Raw genomic sequence first — 24226 nt, forward strand, 5'->3', positions numbered from 1 at the left:
GTCGGCGGTGGGCCGGCGCGGCCGGGCGCGGGCGGGGTCAGGCGGCGGGACAGGCGATGGTCGCCAGGGCGGCGCGGACGCGCTCCACCACCGCCTTGACCGCCGGTTCGGTCAGATCGGCGTACGTGGGCAGGTTGATGCCACGCCGGCTCAGGTCATCGGTCACCGGACAGTCCGCGCCCGGATCATGGTGTGCGGGCAGTTCGGGGACCGGCACGAAGAAGGGGCGGGTTTCCACGCCGAGCCGGGTGAGCGCACGGGCCAGTGCGTCCCGGGACGCCGCGTCCCCCTCGGCTCCGACGAGGAAGGCCGCCATCCAGGGCGCGCGGCGGACTCCGGAGACCACCGGCTGCGCCGACAGCGCCGGCTCGTCCGCCAACTGCTCCTCGTACCCGGCGATCACCCGGTCCCGGTTGGCGATGATCTCGTCCGCCCGGTCGAGCTGTGCGCAGAGCATCGCGGCGCACAGGTTCGTCATCCGGTAGTTGTAGCCCAGCACCGGGAAGTAGTAGCGCCGTCCCGGATCCATGCCCTGGTTGCGCAGCAGGCGCATCCGATCGGCCAGGGCGGAGTCGGAGGTGGTCACGCAGCCGCCCTCGCCGGAGGTGATCACCTTGTTGCCGAAGAATGAGAAAGTCGTCACGTCGGCCAGCGAGCCGGTGGGTTGCCCGTCGAGGGTGGCACCGAACGACTCCGCCGCATCGGCGACCAGGAGCAGGCCGTGCCGGCGGCAGAGTTGGCGCAGGGCGGGATAGTCGGCCGGGTGCCCGTACAGGTCGACGGCGATGACCGCACGGGTACGCGGGCCGATCGCGGCACTCACCGCGGCGGGGTCGACGCACCAGCTCTCCGGTAGGACATCCACACAGACGGCGCGCGCGCCGCAGTACGCCACGGCGTTGGCGGTCGCCACGTAGGTCAGTGCGGGCACGATCACCTCGTCGCCCGGCCCGATGCCAGCCGCCGCGAGGACCAGGTGCAGAGCGACGGTGCCGTTGCTGGTCGTCACCGCGGTGCCCGTGGCGCAGCGCTGGGCGAAACGTTCCTCGAAGTCACGCAGGTACGGACCCTGCGACGAGATCCACCCGCTTCTCAGCGCGTCGACCACGTAGCGCTCCTCCAACTCGGAGAGGCTCGGTCGGGCCACCGGGTAGGTGTCGTCCGCGATGCTCATGATGCTTCCCCCTCTGCGGCGACCGCGGCGGGGTCGAATGTGGCGACGAACGGGGACCGTGGCACCGGATTCGACCCGCCCTGCGCTGCCCAGCGCAGCACGTCGAGGTAGTCGCGGCCGGTGGCTTCCCAGGTACGGCCGGCGAGTCGTTCGTTCGCGTGGCGTGAGGCAGCGGCGTAGCGCTCCCGGTTGTCGAGTAGCTGCCGCACCGCGTCGGCGAGGGACCGCGGATCCTGCGCGCGGAAGACCGCAGCGTCGGCGCGGGTGAACTCCAGCTGGGCGAGCAGCGGTTCGACGTCGGCGCAGGCGACGGGGAGCCCCCAGCTGAACGCCTCCAGCATCGCGCCGCTGGCAGCCTCCCAGAGCGAGGGCACGACCACCGCGTCGGCTCGGGCGTAGAGGGCGTTCAGTGCGTCCAGGCTGACGAAGCCGGGGAAGGACACCCGTCCGCGCAGGTCGGGTAGTGCCGCTCGGGCGAGCAGCCGGCTCGCTTCGGGTTCGACCAGCGGCCCCGGGCAGATCAGACGGCAGTGGGGCAGCAGCGCCATCGCCTCCAGCAGGGTCGCGTGGTTCTTGTGCTCCGCGGTGGAGGACGGATAGACCAGCAGTCCCGGTTCGGGCCGCGCGTGTGCGCGCTGCGGTGCGGGTTGGAACGTCGGGGTCGGGATGAGCACGGTCCGCTCCGCGGCCTCGGGGAAGAGGCGCAGTGTCTCCTGGTACGGGTGTGGCCAGGTGACGACGATCGCCGCCGCACGGGCCACGTTCCTCCGAATCACCGCCGCGTAGCCGGGGGCGTGGAAATCGGCCCGCAGGTGGCGTAGGTCGTGCAGGACGACGACCGACCTGCCGGGCCCGATCGGAGCACTGTGGAACGGGAACAGGGTCACGTCGGCGTCGGTGTGTCGCACGACGGACCGTTGCCGGACCGCGTTGACCGCCGTGCGGACAGCGAGGGAGTTGCGGATCGCCGTCGGCGTCCAGCGGCGTAACAGCTGGCCGGCGGGGTTGTCGGAGCGTAGCGGCTGAGCCACCTCGGTCCAGGCGAGTCGCGTGGCGGGCACCTGCTCCCGCCACTGGGCCAGGGTGCCCCGTAGGACGTTCACTCGCAGGTCGCAGGAGGTGTCGGCGGCCATGCCGGTCAGCAGGCCGTAGGTGAAGGCTTCGAGCCCGGCGGCATGACCGGGACGAATGGGTGAGGCGTCGACGGCAATTTTCATCGGTCCACCCGGACCAGTCGCCCCATACGCTCGTCCTCAAGGAGTTGCCGGTCGGCGTCCACCATGACTCGGACCAGGTCGGTGAAGAGTGTCTTTGGTGCCCAACCCAGGGCGCTCCGGGCCTTCGTGTAGTCGCCGATGAGGGCATCGACCTCCGCTGGACGAAGGTAGGCGGGGTCCAGTTCCACGTACCGCTGCCAGTCCAGACCGACCCGGTCGAAGGCGGTCTCGACGAACTCCCGCACGGTGTGGCCCTCACCGGTGGCGATCACGTAGTCGTCCGGGGTGTCCTGTTGGAGGGCCAGCCACATCGCTTCGACATACTCCGGCGCGTAGCCCCAGTCCCGAACGGCGTCGAGGTTGCCCAGGTAGAGCTTGTCCTGAATGCCAGCCTCGATCCTGGCCACCGCACGGGTGATCTTGCGGGTGACGAAGTTCTCGCCGCGGCGGGGGCTCTCGTGGTTGAACAGGATGCCGTTGGCGCAGAACATGTTCCAGGATTCGCGGTAGTTGACCGCCGACCAGTAGGCGTAGACCTTGGCGCACGCGTACGGGCTACGCGGGTGGAACGGGGTCTCCTCGCGTTGTGGGGGCGGGGTTGAGCCGAACATCTCCGATGACGACGCCTGGTAGAACCGGCAGCCGATGTCGGCGGAGCGGGCCGCCTCCATCATGCGAAGCGCGCCGAGCCCGGTGACGTCCGCCGTGTACCCGGGAATGTCGAAGGAGACCCGGACGTGACTCTGCGCGCCGAGGTTGTATATCTCGTCGGGGCGGATGTCCCGAATCAGCGCAGTCAACGAGGCAGGGTCGGACAGGTCGCTGTAGTGCAGGAAGAGGCGGGCCTCACCGCTGCGTGGGTGGACGTCGACGTGGTCGATCCGCTCGGTGTTGAAAGAGGACGAGCGCCGTTTGATCCCGTGCACCGTGTATCCCTTGTCGAGTAGGAGCTCCGACAGGTAGCTGCCGTCCTGCCCGGTGATGCCGGATATGAGTGCCACTCGTGACATGAAGTCCCTCTCCTGCTGAGCCAATTTCCCGCGAGTTCCTTATATCGGCTTCGGGCTCGGCAACCGTGCGGTTTCATGTACTGGGCGGAGTTTCGTCTGTGTCGTATATATGAGAGAGGAGTTCAGTCACGGATCGATGAGTCGATCGTTGGGCCAATCGATCCTGTGGTGCGAAGCGAGGAGCGAGGATGGCCGGCGACCCCACCCCCGCGGCTGATACCCGAGAACGATTGGCGACCGTCAACGAGAACAAATTCCGCGTTCTTGTCACTGCCGGTTATTTCGCTCCCGGCTGGCGTGCCGGAGGACCGGTCCGGTCCATTTCAGAAGTGCTCCACCTGGCCAGCGACGACATTGAGACGTCCCTGCTGACCCGCGACCGTGACCTCGGTTGCAGCGACCCCTATCCGGGGCTCTCCGGTAGCTGGGCCCGGGTCGGCCGGACGAACGTCTTCTATCTCGGAGTTCGTCGGCCAGAGCACTGGCGGTCGCTGTGGCGCTTCCTACGGGAGGGCCGATTCGACCTGTTGTACGTGAACAGTGTCTGGTCGGCGTTTTCGATCCTGCCCATGGTCGCGGCCGGGCTCGGTCTGCTGCGGGTGGGCCGCATCCTGGTCGCTCCCCGAGGTGAGTTCGGCGCCGCCGCTCTCCGGGTGCACGGGGTCCGTAAGCGGATCTTCCTGGTGGGCTGGCGGTGGATGCTGCTCGACCGTCGGGTGCTGTGGCACGCCACCACGCCGGCCGAGGCCGCTGACATCCGCCGGGTGCTGCCCCGGGCGCGGATCGGTGTCGTCGCTGTCAGCCGTGGCCCCGAGCCGGATCGGGCGCCGGCCGAGTTGCCCGCGACCCGCCACGCGCGGCTGGTCTTCATCGGGCGGATCTCCCCGATGAAGAACCTCGACCTCCTGCTGGCCGCGCTCGCCTTCGTGCCGGTGCCGGTACGGCTGGACATCTACGGCCCGGTGGAGGACCCGGCGTACTGGCGGCGCTGCCGGGAGCATCTGGCCGCGCTGCCCGAGTCGGTCGCCGTCAGCTACCGGGGTGAGTTGCCCCCCGAGCAGGTCCGCGGGACCTTCTCGCGGTACGACGCGTTCGTGCTGCCGACACGGGGGGAGAACTTCGGCAACGCCATCGCGGAAAGCCTGTCGGCGTGCTGCCCGGTGCTCTGCTCCGATCAGACACCATGGACCGCGGTGCTGCGGGACGGTGGTGGTCTGGTCCTCACCGAGCTGACCGCGACGGCGTTGGGCGCCCTGGTCACGCAGGTGGCCACCGCCACGCCCGAACAGCGGCACTCGGCCCGCGTCGCGGCGGGGGCGGCCTACCGTCGATGGCGGGAGAGCAGGCCGCCGGTCAGTGTTCTCGACCAGGCATGGCGGGTGATTCGCGATCCGGCGTACCGGGTGCCCCCGCAGGGGCGGACATCGTGAACCCCGGTCAGCCCGGCCGGCGCGGCGCGCGCCCCTCAGAGCATTCCGCCCAGCGGGCTGAATCCGAGTATCTGCGATCAGGAGGCCTCAAGTGACCCGCGTGATGACCGTCGTCGGGACCAGACCAGAGATCATTCGGCTGGCCCGGGTGATCGACACGCTCGATCGGACCGTGGAACACACGTTGGTGCACACGGGACAGAACTGGGATCCCGCGTTGTCCGATGTCTTCTTCACCGAGTTGGACGTCCGACAGCCGGATCTCTTCCTGCGGGCGGACACCCACTCACTCGGCAGCCTCCTCGGTGCCGTCCTGGTCGGCACGGAGAAGGCGATCGCCGAGCTGCGCCCGGACGCGCTGTTGGTACTGGGTGACACCAACAGCGCGATCTCGGCACTGATGGCCCGTCGGATGAACGTGCCGGTGTACCACATGGAGGCCGGTAACCGGTGCTTCGACCTGAACGTGCCGGAGGAGACCAACCGCTGCATGGTCGACCACGTCGCCGACTTCAACCTGGTCTATTCGGAGCACGCGCGGCGCAACCTGCTCGCCGAAGGGTTGCACCCGCGTCGCATCCTGCACACCGGCTCACCCATGCGCGAGGTGCTCGACCACTACCGACGACAGATCGAGCAATCCACCGTGTTGGCGCAGCTCGAGCTCGAACCGGGCGGCTACTTCGTCGTCAGCGCGCACCGGCAGGAGAACGTCGACCACCCGGACCGGCTCCGTCGGCTGCTGGAATGCCTGCGGGCCGTACGTGACGAGTGGCAGCTGCCGTTGCTGGTCTCCACGCATCCACGTACGCGCAAGCGGCTGGAGGCACTTGCTGGTGACGGCCTGCACCTTGAGGGCGTGGCCTTCCACGAGCCGTTCGGCTTCTTCGACTACGTGACCCTGCAACGTCATGCCCGATGCACCCTCTCCGACAGTGGCACCGTCAGCGAGGAGGCGGCGATTCTCGGGTTCCCGGCGGTGACCCTGCGCGAGTCCATCGAGCGTCCTGAGGCGTTGGACAGCGGGGCGATCGTGATGACCGGCCTGGAGCCCGACGGGGTCGTTGAGGCCATCCGGGTCGTCGTGGCGCAGGTGGCCGACGGCTCCGTCGCCTGTCCGCTCGACTACCAGGTGCCCGACACGTCACGCCGGGTGGTCGACTTCATCCTGTCGACGGTGCGCCGCCATCACGACTGGGCGGGCATCCGCCGGTGACCGATCCGCTGGCCGGGCCGGCACGCCCATGACCACGACGCCGTCGACCACATCGCGGGTCACGCAGGCGCCGGCGCCGACGGTGGCGTCCCTGCCGACGGTCAGCCTCGGCAGGACCGCGGCGGTGGTGCCCACCAGGACGCCCTCCTCCAGCCGGCAGTGTCCGGAAACCGCGGCGAGCGGGTTGACCGAGACATAGTCGCCGAGCACGGCGTCGTGGCCCACGGTGCAGTTCTGGTTGAGGTGCACGTGGCGCCCCAACCGCACGTTCGTCGTCACCCGAGCGCCACCGGCGAGGAAGAGTCCTTCCTGGTAGACGCAGTCAGGGCCGATCTCCGCGGCCGGATGGACCACTGTGGCGGCCGGTAGGGCGTACCGGGCGATGGCCCGGTCGGTCTCGCGACGCAACCTCGGATGCCCGACGCCGAGCGCGACATGGGTGCTGGTCGGTTGGGTGGCCAGCCACCGGGTCGAGCCGAGGAAGGCGACGCCGAGGCGGTGCACCAGCTCGACGCTGGGCTCGGTGGGGTAGTCGTCGACGAAGCCGAGAACCCGCCAGGGAGGCTCGCCGGCTGAGTTGGCATTCAGTAACCGAATTACCCCATATACCTCACGGCCCATCCCACCCACGCCTACGATCACTACGTCGGTCGTCAACCGCGGCTCCCTCGGCTACGGAGAACGTTGACCGCTCTCCGTCATCTGAACCGGTTGTTGGTGCCGGTGGTGACGGGTTCAGCGTCGGCGATGGTGACGGCCGGGCGCCCGTGGGCCGCGAAAGCGCCGGCTCCACCTGTGCCGACCCCCGGGACAGCACGTTGAAGGTGAGCCGAAATGAACGAGCTGACAAGGACGCGTGTCCCCGACAGGGCGGGGACACCAAGGGCGACGGGCCGATCCACGACCGCGGCGACGTATCGCGTGGTCGCCACCGCGCGCGTGTTCGAGCCGGGCTTTCGTGGCGGCGGGCCGATCCGTTCCTTGCGGTTCATTCTGGACACCCTGCCGGATGATCTCGATGTCACCCTGATCACCGGTGACCGGGACCTCTGCTCGTCCACACCGTACCCCGAGCTGTCCGGGCGGCTGGTGCGACGCGACGACCGCTCCGCCGTCTTCTACCTCGGCCCGTTCGCGGTCCGGCACTGGGCCCGACTCGTGCGGCACCTCCGGTCGCGCCCGGTTGACCTGATCTACGTCAACAGCCTCTGGTCGCTGTTCTCGGTCCTGCCGATCCTGGCGGTGGCGCTGCGACTGGTGCGCGTTCAGGCGATCATGGTCGCCCCGCGAGGGGAACTGTCGTCCGGCGCACTCGCCATGAAGTCGCGCAAGAAGCGGCTCTTCCTGGCCGTCTGGGCCCCGCTTCTGCGCCGGCTCGATGTGCGCTGGCAGGCGTGCAGTTGGCTGGAGGAGAACCAGATCCGCGCGAACTTCCCGTGGGCGCAGATAATGGTGAACGGCAACGAGTGCCCGATCCCGGAGCACCCGGCACCCCAGGTCGTCGCGCACGACGGGCCGCTGCGGTTGGTTTTCGTCAGCCGGATCTCGCCGATGAAGAACCTGACCACGGCGTTGGAGGCGGTCGCCGGGGCGACCCGCCCGCTGGAGTTCGACATCTTCGGTCCGCGGGAGGACGAGCAGTACTGGGCGCGTTGCCGGCGGCTCATCGACGCGATGCCCGGCCATGTCCGAGTCCGGTACCGCGGTGAACTCGCGGCGGACGAGGTGATGCCGACCTTCAGCCGGTACGACGCGTTTCTCTTCCCGACACTGGGAGAGAACTACGGGCACGTCATTCTGGAGAGCCTCGCGTCCGGATGCCCGGTGGTCTGCTCAGACGCGACGCCGTTCAGCGAACTGATCGCCGAAGGCGGGGGAGCGGTGGTCCGGCCCGCATCGGTAGCCGCGCTGAGCGAGACCCTCGACCGACTGGCTGACCGGTCGGCCAGCGAGCGAGCCGAGGCGAAGGAGACCTCGGGCCGGCGGTACCGACTCTGGCGGCAGGAGGTCCGGGAACTCAACGTGCTGGACCACGCCCGCCAGTTCTGCGGCTGATTCTGGCTGGCCGCAACCACGTCACCCGGGGCGGAACTGCGTCGTTGCAATGACTGGGCCCATGTGTGCGGGTCCGTAGATCCACCACAGCGGTAGGCCCGATGAGCGAGGACAGCAAGTGCCCAGACGCGTTCGTACCATGGTCCGACGAGTCCGGGACCACCTGGCCGCCACCCGTGACCCCGAGGCGTTCGTGCGGTCCCTGGGAGTGAATCTGACCGGACGGGTCAGGTTCTACGGGGTCAACCGGGCGATGTTCGGGTCGGAGCCGTGGCTGATCACCATGGGCGACAACGTCTACATCACCTCCGAGGTGCAGTTCGTCACCCATGACGGTGGCACGCTGATCCTGCGCAAGGACCACCCCGACCTTGACTGGACCGCCCCGATCACGATCGGCGACGACGTCTACATCGGTATGCGGTCGATGATCCTGGCCGGCGTCACCATCGGGAGCCGGTGCGTCATCGGGGCGGGCTCGATCGTCACGCGTGACATCCCGGACAACACGGTGGCGGCCGGGGTGCCGGCGCGACCGCTGCGGACCACCGACGAGTACCTCGAACGGTTGCAGGCCAAGTCGCTGGGCATCGGGCACCTCCCCGTCCCCGCCAAGCACGAGGCAATGAAGAAGATCTACGGAGTGACCACCGTCTGAACCCGTGACCTGGGCGAAGCCGACAGGTCAGGCCCGCCGGTACGCGACCCGCGGTGGGGGCAGCTGGTGGACACCGGAGATCGTGATCGCCCCCAGCGCACCGGTCGCCCCGGTCACCTCGTAACCGAACCGATCCCCGGTCATCGCCGCAGAGCTGGTGCCGAGGTTCAGTGTGGTGGCGACGCCGGTGTCGCAGGCCCGCAACGTGGGCGGGGTGGCACCATTCGTCTGCCACACGTGCCCATACCAGTGCCAGCCGGCGGGCAGCACCACAGGAACACTCAACACGGACTCCTGCACCCCGACGGATGTCATGGCGATGCTGCCGAAGTCGGCGATCGGGCCGAGGGTGGCGGGACGACCGGTCGCCGCATCGTGGGCGTAGACGCCGTGCCGCAGCACCCCGGTGCCCGCCACGGTGACCTCGACGCACACCCGGTCGACCGGGGTGGGCTCACCCAGGTACACCGGGTGCAGCAGGAGCAGCAGGTAGGTGCCGGTGTAGGTGATGGGTCGGGTCGGGCCGGAGAGGGTGAGGAAATAACTGCCACGCGTGCGGGTCGCCCCGGGCAGTGGTCCCGCCTGCGCCTGGTCGGGCTCGGCGCGCCACATGCCGTACCCGGAGTGGACCGGCATGCTGTACGGGATTCCTGCGACGGTGACGCGGTCGGGCACGCTGAGGTTCGTCGGACCTGCCGGGACCAGCAGCCGGTGGAACAGCTGTGGCGCCGGCATCTGGGCCTGGGCGACGGCGTCGACCCGCTCGATCATCACGAAGTCGTGGGTGGAGTCCGACACGACGATCTCGGTGGCTGCCGACGGCGGTGCCAGGTAGCGGCGGTAGGCGGTACCGGTGACGGATTCCCCGGCTGCGAGGGTGCGGCCCCACACCAGCTGCGGATAGTTCTTCTTGAGGCTGGAGCTGATGAACCAGCTCTTCGCCGTGGTGTACCGGGCCCGGATCTCGGGCACGCCGTCCGCGACCGGCAGCAACCCGACGGCGATGCCCCACTGCTGGATCTGGCCGCTGTTGACCACCCACTGGGTCATGCTGCTGACTGGCATCAGCCGGTCCGTGAGGGTCGCCGGGGTGAAGTCGGTGAGCGCGGTCAGTGTGTCGATGTTCGCCCACACCGACCAGTTCAGGCCGCCGGCCGCCCCCACGTTCGGCATGAACTGCCGGCGTGCTCCGCCGGTCAGTCCGGTCAACGGAGTGCACTGGGTCACGCCGGCGTTCAGGGTGAACCGATCCAGTGCGGCCACCGTCTGTTCGACGAGCAGACCACCCTGCGACCAGTGGTAGACGTTCGAGACGCGGCACAGGGACGGGATCCGCGACATGATCGTGGCGATGGGCGTGCCGATGTTCGTCCTGGCGGTGTCGATCATGCCCTGGTAGGACGGGATGACGTAGGACTCCCTGATCGTCAGTTCCAGCCCCGTCGACCGGCCGTCCGGCACCGGTCGTCCGTCGAGTTCGACAGTCACCGCGTGGGAGTGGGTGGCCGGGCGGATCTGCACGTCGGGCGTCAGGCCCGTGATCGGGACGGTCGTCGTGTTGGTCGCCCCCGAGACATGGGTGAGTGGCGCCCCCGGCTTGACCCGGGCACCCTGGGCGATGCCGTCGACGACCGTGTAGGGGTTGCCGAACAGCAGGCTGTCGGCGTTGGTGACGGCCAACAGGGTGAAGGTGCGAATCCCGTCCGACCATTGTGAACCCACGTCGGCGGTCGTCTTGCCATGGTTGGTGACGGCGATCTGATTGCCGACGTTGTAGCCGTGGTTGCCACCGACGTACGACCAGCCGGTGTTGATCGGGCAGTTGTCGTCCGCAGTGTCGTGGATCTTCGTTCCGACCGCTGACATGACCGGCCACACCTGGGCGTCGGTCGCGGTCGAGGGCACGAGGGTGACCTGGGGAAGGCCGGAGTGCCACATGCCGACCATGGCCTCGGCGTACGCGAGGTTGGCGGGCATGACCAGATCGCGGGTGCCGTCGAATCGCGACCTGACGGACATCAGGGCGTTGGACCGGTAGACGATCAGTTCGGGCATGATCGGCACCTCCATCGCGAACGCTCACACGATGAGGTCACTGTGCACGCCCGCACGGTTGGCGCCAGTTCTCGGTCGGCGCCCGGACAACATATGTGGCTGATCGGCGGACCCCGGTGCCCGGTCGGTCGACGGTGACGTCCGGTCGGTGTCGGGGCACGCGGTCCGCGCGCTGAACAGGGTGAATTTCGCGCCGTCGCCGTCACGCGGCCCGTGCTCACTCGATGTACAGGTGATCTGCGTACACGGGGGGTTTCATGCGCATCTTGATCACCGGCGGAGCCGGCTTCATCGGGTCCAACCTGGCCCGCGCCGCGTTGGTTGAGCCCACAGTCAAGGAGGTCACCGTCCTCGACGACCTCTCGGTCGGGCTGCGGGGCAACCTCGACGGTCTGGACGTCGAATTCATCGAGGGATCGATCCTGGAGCCAGCTGCCCTGGACGCGGCGATGGCGGGCCGTGAGGCGGTGGTCCACCTGGCCGCGCTGCCCAGCGTTCCGCGCTCGCTGCGCGACCCGGTGGCCTCCCACCACGCCAACGCGACCGGCACCCTCATGGTGCTGGAGGCGGCGCGCCGGCACGACGTCGCGCACGTCCTGGTGGCCTCCTCCTCGTCGGTGTACGGCATCAACCCGGCGTTGCCCAAGGCGGAGCTGACCTGGACCCGCCCGATGAGTCCCTACGCGGCCAGCAAGCTTGCCGCCGAGGCGTACGCCCTGGCCCACCAGGCGTCGTTCGGGCTGCCGACGTTGGCCTTCCGCTTCTTCAACGTGTTCGGCCCGGGCCAGCGGCACGACCACGCGTACGCAGCCGTCATCCCCCGGTTCGTGCATGCCGCCCTGCGTGCCGAACCCGCGGTGGTGCACGGCGACGGCACGCAGTCCCGCGACTTCACCTATGTGGGTACGGTCTGTGACGTCATCCTCGACGCGCTCCGCCGCCGGGTACACCACCCGCATCCGGTCAACCTCGCCTTCGGCGCCCGGGCCAGCCTGCTGCAGGTCCTCGACGAGCTTGAGGGGTTGTTCGGGAGGCCGATCGCCCGCGAGTACGCGTCGCCGCGTACCGGCGATGTCCCGCACTCCCTCGCCGACAACACGACCCTGCGGCAACTGTTCCCGACCGTCGCACCGGTCGCCCGCCCGGAGGGCCTGCGGGCGACCGTCGAGTGGATGGCCGGGCGGCTGGGTGCCGAACGTGCCGTGCCTGCCGTACCCCGGTGACCCAGGCAGGGAGTCGGGCCGATCCGGAGCCGGTGGCCGCTGTGGCGGCGGTTCCTGCCGCCGCGTCTCCTGCCGGCACGACGGTCGCGCCCGCCGCGCCGACGACAGGCCCGGCGGCGTCGAAGGATCGGGACCGCACGGTCACGGTGGGCATTGCCGCCGCGATGGTGGCGAAGGGTATCGGCCTGGCCGCGCCCCTGGTCATCACCCCGGCCTGCTTCCGATACCTCGGTGACCAACGGTACGGCCTGTGGATGGCGGTCACCGCCCTCACCGGGATGGCCTGGTTCGCCGATCTGGGGCTGGGCAACGGGCTGCTCACCCGGCTCAGTCACCTGGCCGACGATGCCAGGCAACAGGCCCGGGAGATCTCCAGCGCGTTCGCCACTCTCGGCGTGGTCGCGGTGGTGCTGCTGGCGGGTCTCGTGCTGGTCGCGCCCGTGGTGCCCTGGGCCGCGCTGTTCAGCGTCAGCGAGCCGAACGTCGCCGCCGAGGCGTCCGCCCTGGTCCTGCTCTGCTTCGGCGCCTTCGCGGTCAACATTCCCCTCTCGCTGATCCAGCGAATCCAGTACGCCCGTGGACAGGTGGTGCAGAGCAACGTCTGGCAGTCGGCCGGGGCCCTGGCCGGCATGGCGGCCGTGCTCGGCGCCATCGCCGCCGGGTGGGAACCGTTGGCGGTCATCGCCTGCGCGGTACTGGCCGTGCCGGTGACCAACCTGCTCAACTGCGTGACCTACTTCTGGTTCCAGGAACACGGGCGGCGGCCGGGCCCGAAACTCGTACACCGGGCCACGGCCGTCGGCCTGCTCCGACTGGGCCTGCAGTTCTTCGCGCTCACCACAATGTCGGCGATCGCGCTGAACGTGGACAGCCCGCTGATCGCGAACGTTCTCGGGCTTACCACGGCGGCGCACTACGCAGTCGTGGGGAAGCTGTTCGGCGTCCTGTCGATCTTCGTCGGGCTGGTCGGCATGACGGTCTGGCCGGTCAACGGTGCCGCTCTCGCGCGGGGCGAGGTGGCCTGGGTGCGCCGCAACACGCGGCGCATGGTGCTGCTCTACGGGTTGATCGTGGGGGCGGTCGGGGTCGTGCTGGTCGGCTACGGTCACCGGCTGATCGACCTCTGGATCGGCGGCATCGATCGATCGGAAATCCCGGTCACGGTCCTGATCGGGTTGGCGAGCTGGTCCTTCCTGCTCGCGGTCACCTCCCCGCTGATCCTGGTGCAGAACAGCATCGGCCTGCTCCGGCCACAGTTCGTCGGCTGGGCATCGTTCCTGGTGCTGGCGACCGTGCTCAAGATCTGGGGACTGCGACAGTTCGGCCTCGCCGGCCTGCCGGCGGCGGCCTGCGTCGCGTACATGGTCACCATGTGGCCCGCCGTGCTGGTGGGGTACCGGCGGGCGCTCGCCAGGTGCGGGCCGTCGTGACCGGCTACGTCGGCCGCCATGAGGAGGCGGTGGAGGTTCGGCTGCCTGGCTCATCAGTTGACGTCCGGGTCGACGAGCACCAGGGGAGCGGTCAGCGGTGCCGGGTGCTGCGGGTCGTCGGTGAGCTGAACTTCGGCGGCACGGAGATGCGGACGGCCGAACTGCTGCCACGGTTGTTCGCCGCCGGCGTCGAGGTGCACCTGGTGACGCTCAGCGACCGGGTCGGTCCCGGACCGCTGGCCGACGTGGTCAGCAGGCATGGCGGCTCGATCACTCCGATACCACTCGACGCGCGCTTCGTCATCCACTTCCTCCGCCTGCTGCGGCACCTGCGTCCGGACGTGGTGCACGTCGACTGCGCCAACTTCTCCGGCGTGCTGCTCTCGCTCGCCGCCCTGCGCGGCGTGCCCGGACGCGTCGCACACTTCCGGGGGGACGACAACCAGCACAGGAACCTGCGCCGACGCGTCTACCGGTGGATCTGCGGACGACTGCTGCGCCTCTCCGCCACCGACATCCTCGGAGTCTCGCCCAGCTCGCTCACCTTCGCCTACGATCCGCGCTGGCACGCCGACCCCCGCTGCCAGGTGGTCCTCAACGGGCTTGACCTCGACCGACTCAGCCGGCCCAGCCGCGACGATCTGCGGGAACTGATCGGCGCCAGCCCGGCGGACCTGGTCTGCGTGAGCGTCGGTCGGGCTTCACCGGAAAAGCGGCGCTGGCTGCTGCCACCGATCCTGGCCGAGCTACGCGACCGGGGAGTGCGGGCCCACGCCGTACTCGTCGGACCGGGCGACGACGCGGACGACGACCGCGTCCGGACCGTAGCGGCTGCGGCCGGTCTCGTTGACCAGGTGCACCTGCTGGGCCCGCGTGACGACGTGGGCGGGCTGCTGAGTCAGGCCGACGTGGTGGTCCACCCCTCCTGCCTGGAGGGCCTTCCCGGAGGGGTGCTGGAGCCCGTCGCCTTGGGCATCGGCACGGTGGCCACCGACCTCCCGGGGGTGCGCTTCATCGACGAGCACCTGCCCGGCGTGACCATTGTCGACATCGATGCCGCACCACAGGTCTGGGCGAGCGCGGTGTGCACGGCGGCGTCGTACACCGAGACGACAACGGCCCCGGCGGCCGCGGAGCGGTTCGCGCGCAGCGTCTTCGCCATCGACACGGCGGCCACCACCCACCTGGCGATCTACCAACGGTGGGCGTCGGCCCGCCCGCATACGGAACGGCTATCAGGAGACGGAGCCGGTCGCCGGCCTTCTCGGAACGGTGAGAGATGAACGATCAGACAATGGTGCTCGGCCGGCAACCTCGGCTGGACGGAGAATCGGCTGCCCGGGCTGGCAGGGCTGGCCTGCCGCGTCCGCTGCTGGTGGGCGCGTACGCCTTCCCGCACGGTGACGCCACCTCCAACCGCCTGTTGCAACTCGCCCGTTCTGCCGCGTCGGACGGCGCGTACACGCTGGTCGTCAACGACTGGCCCTGCGAAGTCGCCTTCCCGTCCCGGTTGTCTGGCGTGGCCGGGATCGACCTGGTCACCATGCGGATCCGGGGTTCGAACTACCTCACCCGCATGTCGGCCCGGCTGGCCCGACCGGTACGGGTGCTGCGGGCCGTACGCCGAGCGGGCGTCGGTCGCGGCGACGTGAGCGTCGTCCTGCTGCCGATGGCCCTGATGACCCTCGGCAACTGGGCGACCCTGCGCCTCGCGCTGCGATGCCCGGTGGTGGTGGACGCCAGCGAGCGTCACGACCGACGGCAGTTCCGGCACGGCTGGTTCACCCCGTACTTCCTACGGCACCGCTGGTCGACCTTCCTGGCGACCCGGCTCGTCGACCGGGCCACGGCGGTCTCCACCACGCTGGCCGACTACCTGACGGGCCACGGACTGGACGTGTTGGTGGTGCCCCCGCAGGTGGACTGCGACGAGTTCCGGGCGCCGCAGCCGCCCTCGCTCGCCAGTGGCCTGCGCCTGCTGTATGCGGGCACCCCCGGGCGCAAGGACATGCTCGACGTGATCGTGCGGGGGATCAGCCAGCTCGCGCCGGAGCACCAGCGGCGCGTCAGCCTCACCATCGCCGGCGTCAGCTACGAGGACGTCGCCGCCCGTTCGGACCTGGACGTCGCGGTGCTGGACGCGGTGTCCGCCGATGTGACGTTCCTGGGTCGCGTCTCTCGCGAAACCGTGCTGACCATGCTGTCGGAGTCGCATTTCTCGATGCTGGTCCGCCCCACCGGCGGGTACGCGGCCAACGGCTTCCCGTCCAAGGTGCCGGAGAGTCTCGCCGCCGGCTGCCCGGTGTTGCTCAACCACACGAGTGACCTGGCCGCCTACGTGCACGACGGGGTGGAGGGGTTGGTGCTCGACGGCAACGGCCCGGATGATGTCCGGTTGGCGATCGAGCGGGCGCTGCGGCTACGGGACGAGGACTGGACGGCGATGAGCGAGGCGGCCCGGTCACGGGCCCGCGAGTCGTTCGACCACCGGGCCTGGCGGGACCGGGTGAGCGCCTTCGCAACGGCGAGCCGCCGCAGCTGACCCGAGGCCCGTACGGCAGGCGTCCTGGCTCGGGCCGGCGGTGCCGCCAGGGTTCAGCGCAGCACGGGGGTGGGGCGGCGCGGCGTGGTGTCGGATGCGCCGGTCCGCTGCTGGCGCGCCTCCGCGTGTGGCAGGTCGGTGCGGGCGGAGGCGTCCCGCTCCAGGCGTTGCCGGCTTCCGGGTAGGTGCAGCAGCGCCGCGGCGACCACGGACCAGAAAACGTACGGGTAGGTCTGTCCCGTGCCGAACATGGCCGACTCGGTGACCTGGATCAGCAGTCCGGTGACGACAAGCCAGACCAGACCCGAGCCGGCCCGACCCACGGGGGCCCGCAGCACGACCCTCCCGGCGGCCACCAGCAGCAGCACGAGCGGCAGCACGGCGGCGAGGCCCAGCTCCAGCAGCAACTGCAGGTAGCTGTTGTGCACCACGCTGACCCCCGTCCCGAGGAACTCGTCGTAACCGGCGAGTTCGAACAGGTGGTTTCGCGACGCGTACCCGAAGCCCAGCGTGGGACGGTTCTGCCACCACAGGTCGACGGTCGCCTGCCACATCTGGGTTCGGCCGTTGGACAGATCACCGCCGGCTGGATCGGTGAAGCGCAGCACGAACTGCCGCATCCAGGGCGCTGCGAAGATGGTGGGCAGCAGGTTGAACAGGTGGGCCACCAACAGCATGGCGGTCACCCCTGCGGCCAGACGCACCATCCGGCCGAGCCCGTAGCGCAGCACGATCCAGAGGGCACCGACGAGCACGGCGATCAGCGCGGTGCGGGACTGGGACAGCAGGAGGCAGGCGGCGGCCGGCACCATGCCGAGCAGCGCGGCGTGCCGTCGGGACTGCCGGTAGACCGCCCAGCCCAACGGGATTGTCAGGGCGCAGACGATCCCGAGCATGTTGGGGTTGTTGTAGAGGCCCTGGAAGCGCTCGATGCTGGACATCGCGGCGACGAGCGTGCCGTCGGCGAGCCCGAGACCGAGGCTGATCACGGTGGAAGCGCTGAGGACCAGGTAGACCACACGCAGGTCGGCCATCATGATGGTCCGATCGGGCCACCGGCGTCGGACCAGTACGTGCACCAGCGCGGCCAGCAGCAGCAGCGCGACGCCCCGCTGGAGGGTCTCCAGCGGCACCACCGACCAGGCGAAGCTCAGCGTGGCGAGACCGGCCATCGCCCAGAGCGCGGCGATGAAGACGCGGGTCCAGACATCGATCCGCGATGCCGGCTGGCCCGGTAGGCAGAGCCCCCAGAGGACGAGGCCGGCGACCGCCGCGTACCTGGGGTAGAAGCTGGCCTCGACCAGGGCTGGCACATTGGACGAGGCGCAGACCAACAACGCCATGGTCAAGGTCAGCATCCACCGCCAGCCGTCTATCCGCCGCGCGAAGGCGAGTAGCAGCACCAACGCAACCATCCCCGTCGCGATCATCGGGACGTTGATGGCGGCGATGGTGGCGACCACCACGAGACACGCCGCGCCGACAAGCAGGCCCAGTTGGCCCATCCGGTTTCCCACGTGATGTCCTTTGAACTCCGGCCGGCCGGCGCTGCCGGGCGGTTGTCGGTTGGTCCGCCGTTAGAGCGGCACGTCCTGTAGGCCCGGGCGGGCCTGTTCGACGGCCCAACGGGCCCTGGCGGCGTGCATCGCCCGGATCATGTCCGGCCAGTTCGGCGGCCGGTAGCCGGTGGCGCGGGCGAGGGCGTCCGCGTGCATCGACCGGTCGCAGGTGAACTTGTCGTCCGGCACGATGTCGCCGGGCCACCCGTACACCTCGGCGATCAGCCGGAGGAGGTCGTATTTCGAGATCGGCTCGGCGGCCACGTGGTACAGCCCGGTCAGGTCCTCCCGGGGCAGAATCACCGTGCGGAGCAGCCGAGCGAACTCGACGGTCGTCACACCGCTGTAGATGGCCCTGGTGAAGCCACGCACCCGTCCCCGCTGGGAGAGGAACCAGTCCACCAGGGAGCGGTTCGTGAGCAGCTCATGTCCGATGATCGACGTGCGCAGGGTGAGCGCGGAAACCCCGGTTGCCTCGCCCAGCAGCTTGGACCGTCCGTAGAGGTCAGGTGGGTCGGGCAGGTCGTCCTCGACATAGCCGCCCCGTCGGCCGGAGAAGACACAGTCGGTGCTGACGTGGACCAGGCGGCTGCCGAGTTGCGCGCAGGTGTCGGCCAGCAGATGGGGAAAGAGCGCGTTGAGCGTGACCGTCTGCACCGCGTCCTGCACGTCCGGCCGCTGCTTGATCACACCCACGCAGTTGACGACAACGTCCGGCCGCAGGTCATCGATGAACTGCCGGACCTGTCCGAACCGGGTCGCGTCGACGCCCGGGGTGATCCGCGTGAGCAGACGCCGGGGGTACCACCCCGCACGGTCCTCGATGCTCCGGGCAACGCCGTGGACCTCAAGGTCCGGATCGTCGCTGAGCTCGCGGATGACCGCGTGGCCGAGCATGCCGGTGACGCCGACGACGAGGACCCGTCGCGCCAGGCGCGGCTCCTCCCCGAGGTCGCTGCGCCGACGGGGTACCAGGTCCGGTCGCCTGCCGCCGGTACCGGTGCTCATGCCGTTACGGCCGCCGCCGCGGCGGCGTCGACCTGTGCGCGCACCTCGGGCAGCGTCAGCAGCAGCGACTCGATTTCCGGTACGGACAGCCGACGGGCGTTGTGTGAGTGGAAGTCGGCGAGGTTGCCGCTCTCGACGTCCCCCTCCTCGAAGTAGAGGGAGTAGTTCAGGTCGCGGCTGTCCACCGGCACGCGGAGAAACTCGCCGAGGTCCTCGACGTGGGTGAGTTCCTCGCGGCTGGCCAAGGTCTCGTACAGCTTCTCCCCGTGCCGGATGCCGAGCACGTTGAACTTCGCCGGCACCCCGAACAGGTTGCACAGCGCGGTGGCCAGGTCGCCGATGGTGCAGGCGTCCGCCTTGCGGATGAAGACGTCACCCGGCTGGCCGTGTCGGAACGCGTGTTCCACCAGATCGACCGACTGGCCCAGCGACATCAGGAAGCGGGTCATCGACGGCTCGGTGACCGTCGGCAGCCCGCCCCGGAGGATCTGGTCGATGAACAGGGGGATCACCGAGCCACGCGAGTACATGACGTTGCCGTAGCGCACACAGCAGACCCGGGTCCGGGCCGCGGGGTTGTTCCGGGAGTGCGCCTGCGCGACCTTCTCCATCAGGGCCTTGGTCATGCCCATCGCGTTGACCGGGTAGACGGCCTTGTCGGTGCTCAACAGCACCAGCGCCTCGACGCCGACTCGCTCGCAGACGTCCACCACGTTCGCGCTGCCGAGCACATTGGTGCGAACGGCCTCAAGCGGGAAGAACTCGCAGGAGGGCACCTGCTTGAGGGCTGCGGCGTGGAAGACGAACTCCATGCCCCGGGCGGCCTTGAGCACGCTGTCGTAGTCCCGGACGTCGCCGACGTAGTAGCGGACCCGGTCATCGCCGAGGCGGTGCCGCATCGCGTCCTGTTTCGACTCGTCGCGGCTGAGTACCCGTACCTCTGCGGCACCGGCGTCCAACAGTCGGGAGACCATTGTCTGGCCGAAGGATCCGGTGCCACCGGTGATCAGGAATCGCCTGTCCGAAAGCGAGGAAACCACATCTTCTCCTGCCTGTTTCCCGTCGGGCCATCCTCGGGAAATCGGATTCTCGTCGAACGCGACCATACAGTTGCATAAAAGACACCGTGACCACTTCCGTCAAAAGGAGATCGAGTCGCGTTTAGTGTCCACGCAGGCGCCGCCGACAGATACGCGAGCGTTGCTCATTGACGTCGGGGGCGGCCACCGCCCTCCATTGTCGACTCGCGGAATGCCATTAATGTGAAGGCGGAGTTGGCGATCGGAAAAGGTGGTATGCGTACTGCATGCCAAAAGTTGCTATCCACGCGGCCCCGACGCGCGCCGGCGCTTCCGGCCTCGCGACCGGTCGGGAAACACCTCTGGCCGGCACGACGACCCGGCGACCGTACGATCGCTGGAAGCGGCTTTTCGACGTGCTCGGCGCCCTTCTCGTGCTGCTGCTCGGCGCACCCCTGATGGCTCTGGTGGCCCTGGTGGTGCTGCTGGCGCACGGGCGTCCGGTGCTGTTCCGGCACACCCGACCCGGGCTGCACGGCGAGCTGTTCGAGGTGGTGAAGTTCCGCACGATGCGCCACCCCGACCCGGACCGGGGGTTGGTGACCGATGCGGATCGCCTCACCCGGGTGGGGCGGTGGCTGCGGGCCAGCAGCCTGGACGAACTGCCGGAGTTCTGGAACGTGCTGCGGGGCGAGATGAGCGTGGTCGGTCCCCGCCCACACCTCGTCCGCTACCTCAGCCTCTACAACCCGGAACAGGCCCGTCGGCACGAGGTGCGACCGGGGATCACCGGGCTGGCTCAGGTACGCGGCCGTAACGCACTGGAATGGGGTGCGAAGTTCGCCTACGACGTCGAGTACGTCGATCGGCGGTCCTTCCTGTTGGACCTGAGGATCGTCCTGGCCACGGTCTGGGTGGTGCTCGGCCGCCAGGGAATCTCCGCGCCGGGCGCGGCCACCTGGCACGAGTTCACCGGGAACCCGCCCGCGCAGTCGCCGGCCGGTGAACACGACTCCGCGAACCGGCGATGACTCGGGTACTGCTGCTGGGCGCTGGTGGATTCCTGGGACGGCACATCGGGACGGCGCTGGCCGCCCACACCACCGTCCGGTCGATCACCCGCGCGGAGTGTGACCTGGTCCGGGTGGAGCTGCCAGACCTGACCGCGCTGGTCGCACGGGAGCAACCCGACGTGGTGGTGACCGCGGCGGGGCGGATCGTCGGCTCCGGGTACGACTTCGTGCAGGCGCACGTGGTGACGACCGCGAAACTGATCGAGGCGGTGGCCTCCGCCGTACCCGGAGCCCGGCTGATCCGGATCGGCTCGGCGGCCGAGTACGGCGCGGTGCCGCACGGCCTCGCCGTCGGCGAGGAATACCCGGGCACACCCGTGAGCGAGTACGGGCTCAGCCACCTGGCCGCTACCCGATTGGCGGAGTTGGCGGGCGGTGCCGGCCGGGTCGACACGATGGTGCTGCGGATCTTCAACCCGGTCGGCCCGGGAATGCCGCCGGGCAACGTGCTCTCGCGGGTGACGGCGATGGTGAGGTCGGCGGTGGCCGTCGGAACGGGAGAGATCGCGGTGGGCCTGCACGACACGTACCGGGACTTCGTCGACGTGCGGGATGTCGCGACGGCGGTCCTCGCGGCGGCGCGCTGCCGGCCAGGGCCGGAGCGGGTCTTCAACGTGGGCAGCGGGAGGGCGGTGGCGACGCGTGCCGTCGTCGGGCTGCTGGCCGAAGTGGCCGGCTTCACCGGTGGGATCCGGGACGGGAGCTTCGCGCCGGACGCCAGCCGCTCCGCCTCGGTGCCCTGGATGTGCGCCGACGTCGAGCGCGCCCGCCGCGTGCTCGGGTGGGCTCCGGCGTACGAGCTGAGTGAGTCGCTCAGCACGCTGTGGCAGGCCGACGGCGAGCAGTCCGCCCGCCCCGTCGCTGGCACAGCGGCGAGGTGAGGCCGATGCGGATCGGCCTGCTCACCCAGTGGTTCGACCCGGAGCCCGGCCCTGCCGCGCTTCCCGGGATGCTCGCTACGGCCCTCGCCCGCAGGGGGCACGAGGTTCAGGTGCTCACCGGCTTCCCCAACTACCCCAACGGTCAGTTGGCCCCCGGCTACCGGATGGCCCGCCGCCTCGACGAGATCGACGGGACGACCCGGATCCGCCGGGTAGCCCTCTATCCCAGCCATGACCGCTCTGCGCTGCGGCGGATGGCGAACTACGGCTCCTTCGCCGTCTCCGCGCTGGTCTCTGGCACGCCGGCCCTGCGGGGCCTGGACGCCCTCTGGGTCGGGAACTCGCCGATCAGCGTGGCCCTGCCGATGTGGTTCACCCGGTACGTGCAGCGGGTGCCGGCGCTGCTGCACGTCATGGACCTCTGGCCCGACAGCGCGGTGGCGAGCGGCTTCCTCGGCACCGGCCGGGTGTCGCGGATGGTCGAGCGGGGGATGGCCGGCTGGTGCGGTGGGATGTACCGCAGCGCGGCCCGGGTCGCCTATGTCTCGCCCGGCGCCGCCGACCTGCTCGCCGGCCGGGGTGTGCCGCGGGAGAAGCTCGTCCACATTCCGGTCTGGGCGGACGAGACACCGCGCACGGGTGTCGCGGACCTGCGTGCGGAACTCGGGCTACGCGCGGACCAGGTGGTGCTGGTGTACGCCGGCGCGCTCGGCGAGGCGCAGGGGCTCGACTCGTTGATCGACGCCTGCGCCCGCATCAGCGACCCCCGGCTGGTCTGCCTGATCGCCGGCTCCGGCACCACTGAGGACCGGCTGCGCCGCCGCGCCGAGGCGGTGAAAGCCACAAATGTCCGCTTCCTTGGGCAGCTGCCCCGAGACCGGATGCCCGCGCTGATGGCCACCGGGGACGCGCACTACGTGAGCCTGCGACCTGGCGGCATGTCGGCGTACACGATGCCGAGCAAGGTGCAGGCCACCCTCGCCGCCGGGCGCGCGCTGCTGGTCGCCGCGGAAGGGGACGCCGCCGCCGTGGCGCACGACAGCGGTGCGGGAATCACCGCTCGACCGGGCGACCCCGACTCGATCGCCGATGGCCTGCGGGAACTCTGCGGCCTGGGCCGGGAGAAGCTCGAGCTGTTCGGTCAGGCCGGCCGGGTGCACTACGACCGGGTCTTCTCGGTCGCCGCCGGTGCCGAGCGGGTCGAGCGGGCGCTGTGCGAGGCGGTGGAGAGCCACCGGCAGCGGTGACCTGTGGGGTCAGCGCCAGTCGTCGCCCGCCGCGAGGCGCTGACGGAGCAGCACCTCCAGCGGCATGGACTCGCCGTCGCGGCCACCACGGCCGATCACCAGAGGCGGTGGGGACGGCTCGGGCGCGGCGCCGAACAGCAGCGACCGCAGGCTGACCGGCACGGTCAACAGGTAGAAACCTCCCCGGGTATCGACCGCCCGGGTGTGGGCCCGGTCGACGTACCAGCCGGTGAGGCCGGTGCGGTAGCGGTGCCGGCCGTCGTAGGCCGTGGCGGTGAGCCGCACCGTGCGCAGCCCACGCCCGGCCGCGTCGGCCGCGAAGCGCGTCACCAACTCCGCCGCCGTGGCCTGCTCGGCGGCGCGGGTCCGGGCATCCGCATCGGCGTGCGCGCGCACCGCCTGTTCCCGCCGCTCCCGCCAGTCCCGGTCGTCCCGCTCACCCACGACGCTGACGGTACGCGAGCCGGCTCAGTCGAGTACGGCCCGTAGCGTGTGTCGGGCGATGCCGGCCATCACCGGGTTGGTCTCGACGTAGTACGGCAGCGCGTTGATCGCCTGTGCCAGGGCCCAGCCGCGCCCCCGCTCCCACGTCGCGTCGTCCACGCCCAACGCCCGCCGGTACGTCTCCCGCGACCCGCCGTCGAGCAGGTTCCACGCCGGGATCAGGTCCACCGCCGGATCGCCCACGTTGACCGTGCCCAGATCGATGACCGCGACCAGAAGACCATCGCGGACCAGCAGGTTGCCCGGCATCAGGTCGGCGTGGATCCACACGTCGACGGCGTCGGACCGGGGACTGTCCCGGCAGCGGTCCCACATCTCGGCGAGCCGAGCGGTGTCGGTGAGTTCGCCGCTGATGGCAAGGGCCGACCGCACTCCGGCGTCTTCATCGGCCAGCGGGCCACCCCGGCCGGACCCGGGCCAGGCCCGACCGCCGGTGTCGATGCCGTGCAGTGCGGTCACGACGTCGGCGAGGTCGCGAGCGAAGCTCACCGCGTCGCCGATCCGGTCGGGCTGGGCGGTCTCCCCGGGAATGAAGCGGTACGCGGCCCACGGCCCCGGGTACCCCTCGCCCGGCCCGCCGAGGCCGAGCGGTTCAGGCACGGCGACCGGCAGGTGCGCGGCGAGCAGCCCAGCGTGCTCCTGCTCCTGCCGCAGCTCGGCACGCAGTTCAGGATCGAGGCTCGGCAGCAGCGGGAAGCGCAGCACGATCTCCGCACCGAGCCGGAACAGGGCGTTCACCGTGCCGGTCGAGGCGAGCGGGCGGACCGGCAGCGCCCGCCACTGGGGGAACTGCTCGGCCACCAGCGTGGCGACCACGTCCACGCTCAGGTCGACCTGGTCGGCATGCATCTTCATCGCGAGATCATCACCCCGGAACCCACCGCCACGCGATCCGATTTCGCGCTGCCGCTGCCATGGATGGCGT

The 24226-nt window shown here is 69.9% G+C and carries 21 protein-coding genes; 11 read left to right on the top strand and 10 right to left on the bottom strand.

Translation table 11 applies throughout. From position 1 onward, the window contains the following. Window positions 1-37: 37 nt before the first annotated feature. From ABZT18_RS09655 to gmd, 3 genes are read right to left on the bottom strand one after another with little or no spacing between them, the layout of a single operon-like run. Window positions 38-1174, bottom strand: coding sequence for a DegT/DnrJ/EryC1/StrS family aminotransferase (locus tag ABZT18_RS09655; RefSeq protein WP_354993906.1), 1137 nt, complete (start codon window positions 1172-1174; stop codon window positions 38-40). Further along, on the bottom strand, window positions 1171-2391 hold the full coding sequence (locus tag ABZT18_RS09660; protein WP_354993905.1) for a glycosyltransferase: 1221 nt from the start codon (window positions 2389-2391) through the stop codon (window positions 1171-1173). Before ABZT18_RS09660 ends, ABZT18_RS09655 begins: the two co-directional genes overlap by 4 nt. Next, entirely contained in the window at window positions 2388-3401 is a 1014-nt protein-coding gene (gmd, locus tag ABZT18_RS09665) for a GDP-mannose 4,6-dehydratase (protein WP_354993904.1), read from the bottom strand. Before gmd ends, ABZT18_RS09660 begins: the two co-directional genes overlap by 4 nt. Window positions 3402-3730: 329 nt before the next feature. On the opposite strand from gmd, the gene ABZT18_RS09670 reads away from it, so the two are divergent. Both ABZT18_RS09670 and wecB read left to right on the top strand, forming a co-directional pair. After that, complete coding sequence (locus ABZT18_RS09670; RefSeq protein ID WP_354993903.1) at window positions 3731-4831, top strand: glycosyltransferase; 1101 nt, start codon at window positions 3731-3733, stop codon at window positions 4829-4831. A gap of 91 nt (window positions 4832-4922) precedes the next feature. Next, window positions 4923-6047: a UDP-N-acetylglucosamine 2-epimerase (non-hydrolyzing) gene (gene wecB / locus ABZT18_RS09675; RefSeq protein WP_354993902.1), complete on the top strand. Its 1125-nt coding sequence runs from the start codon at window positions 4923-4925 to the stop codon at window positions 6045-6047. On the opposite strand, the gene ABZT18_RS09680 is transcribed toward wecB, so the two are convergent. Then, window positions 5976-6704 carry an acetyltransferase gene (locus tag ABZT18_RS09680; protein ID WP_354993901.1) on the bottom strand — a complete coding sequence of 243 codons (729 nt, stop codon included), beginning with the start codon at window positions 6702-6704 and terminating at the stop codon, window positions 5976-5978. The two genes, wecB and ABZT18_RS09680, sit on opposite strands and share 72 nt — an antisense overlap. A 324-nt stretch (window positions 6705-7028) precedes the next feature. Between ABZT18_RS09680 and ABZT18_RS09685 the strand changes: the two genes are divergently transcribed. Then, a complete protein-coding gene (locus tag ABZT18_RS09685; protein WP_354993900.1) occupies window positions 7029-8102 on the top strand; it encodes a glycosyltransferase family 4 protein in 1074 nt (357 codons plus the stop codon). Between the two features lie 139 nt (window positions 8103-8241). Continuing rightward, on the top strand, window positions 8242-8760 hold the full coding sequence (locus tag ABZT18_RS09690) for an acyltransferase (RefSeq protein WP_354993899.1): 519 nt from the start codon (window positions 8242-8244) through the stop codon (window positions 8758-8760). A 27-nt stretch (window positions 8761-8787) separates the two neighbouring features. Here the strand turns inward: ABZT18_RS09690 and ABZT18_RS09695 are convergent, their stop codons facing one another. Next, a complete protein-coding gene (locus ABZT18_RS09695) occupies window positions 8788-10815 on the bottom strand; it encodes a hypothetical protein (protein ID WP_354993898.1) in 2028 nt (675 codons plus the stop codon). A gap of 257 nt (window positions 10816-11072) precedes the next feature. On the opposite strand from ABZT18_RS09695, the gene ABZT18_RS09700 reads away from it, so the two are divergent. Genes ABZT18_RS09700 through ABZT18_RS09715 form a run of 4 tightly spaced genes read left to right on the top strand, consistent with a single transcriptional unit; the run spans window position 11073 to window position 16010 of the window. After that, the gene (locus ABZT18_RS09700; protein ID WP_354993897.1) at window positions 11073-12038 is read left to right on the top strand and encodes an NAD-dependent epimerase/dehydratase family protein; all 966 of its coding nucleotides are present in this window, start codon (window positions 11073-11075) and stop codon (window positions 12036-12038) included. Further along, window positions 12035-13468 (top strand): oligosaccharide flippase family protein, encoded by a 1434-nt coding sequence (locus tag ABZT18_RS09705; protein ID WP_354993896.1) that lies wholly within the window; start codon window positions 12035-12037, stop codon window positions 13466-13468. Before ABZT18_RS09700 ends, ABZT18_RS09705 begins: the two co-directional genes overlap by 4 nt. Then, window positions 13465-14751, top strand: a complete 1287-nt coding sequence (locus ABZT18_RS09710) for a glycosyltransferase (protein WP_354993895.1) — start codon at window positions 13465-13467, stop codon at window positions 14749-14751. Before ABZT18_RS09705 ends, ABZT18_RS09710 begins: the two co-directional genes overlap by 4 nt. Next, window positions 14748-16010, top strand: coding sequence for a glycosyltransferase (locus ABZT18_RS09715; protein WP_354993894.1), 1263 nt, complete (start codon window positions 14748-14750; stop codon window positions 16008-16010). The genes ABZT18_RS09710 and ABZT18_RS09715 overlap by 4 nt, the downstream gene beginning before the upstream one ends. 53 nt (window positions 16011-16063) lie before the next feature. Here ABZT18_RS09715 and ABZT18_RS09720 read toward each other — a convergent pair whose 3' ends face one another. The 3 genes from ABZT18_RS09720 to ABZT18_RS09730 are packed head-to-tail and all read right to left on the bottom strand — an operon-like array spanning window position 16064 to window position 19617. After that, window positions 16064-17527, bottom strand: a complete 1464-nt coding sequence (locus ABZT18_RS09720) for an O-antigen ligase family protein (RefSeq protein ID WP_354993893.1) — start codon at window positions 17525-17527, stop codon at window positions 16064-16066. Window positions 17528-17587: 60 nt separating this feature from the next. Continuing rightward, window positions 17588-18577 (bottom strand): SDR family oxidoreductase, encoded by a 990-nt coding sequence (locus tag ABZT18_RS09725; RefSeq protein ID WP_354993892.1) that lies wholly within the window; start codon window positions 18575-18577, stop codon window positions 17588-17590. Next, window positions 18574-19617 (bottom strand): polysaccharide biosynthesis protein, encoded by a 1044-nt coding sequence (locus tag ABZT18_RS09730; protein WP_354993891.1) that lies wholly within the window; start codon window positions 19615-19617, stop codon window positions 18574-18576. Before ABZT18_RS09730 ends, ABZT18_RS09725 begins: the two co-directional genes overlap by 4 nt. Window positions 19618-19958: 341 nt before the next feature. On the opposite strand from ABZT18_RS09730, the gene ABZT18_RS09735 reads away from it, so the two are divergent. The 3 genes from ABZT18_RS09735 to ABZT18_RS09745 are packed head-to-tail and all read left to right on the top strand — an operon-like array spanning window position 19959 to window position 22797. Beyond that, window positions 19959-20627 carry a sugar transferase gene (locus ABZT18_RS09735; protein ID WP_354994061.1) on the top strand — a complete coding sequence of 223 codons (669 nt, stop codon included), beginning with the start codon at window positions 19959-19961 and terminating at the stop codon, window positions 20625-20627. Continuing rightward, complete coding sequence (locus ABZT18_RS09740; protein WP_354993890.1) at window positions 20624-21550, top strand: NAD(P)-dependent oxidoreductase; 927 nt, start codon at window positions 20624-20626, stop codon at window positions 21548-21550. The genes ABZT18_RS09735 and ABZT18_RS09740 overlap by 4 nt, the downstream gene beginning before the upstream one ends. A gap of 5 nt (window positions 21551-21555) precedes the next feature. After that, window positions 21556-22797: a glycosyltransferase family 4 protein gene (locus tag ABZT18_RS09745; protein ID WP_354993889.1), complete on the top strand. Its 1242-nt coding sequence runs from the start codon at window positions 21556-21558 to the stop codon at window positions 22795-22797. 9 nt (window positions 22798-22806) lie between these two features. Here ABZT18_RS09745 and ABZT18_RS09750 read toward each other — a convergent pair whose 3' ends face one another. Further along, a complete protein-coding gene (locus tag ABZT18_RS09750) occupies window positions 22807-23241 on the bottom strand; it encodes a hypothetical protein (protein WP_354993888.1) in 435 nt (144 codons plus the stop codon). 24 nt (window positions 23242-23265) lie between these two features. Beyond that, a complete protein-coding gene (locus ABZT18_RS09755; protein ID WP_354993887.1) occupies window positions 23266-24156 on the bottom strand; it encodes an aminoglycoside phosphotransferase family protein in 891 nt (296 codons plus the stop codon). Window positions 24157-24226 lie beyond the last annotated feature (70 nt).

This window comes from Micromonospora sp. NPDC005291 (genome assembly GCF_040607415.1).
Lineage (GTDB): Bacteria > Actinomycetota > Actinomycetes > Mycobacteriales > Micromonosporaceae > Micromonospora.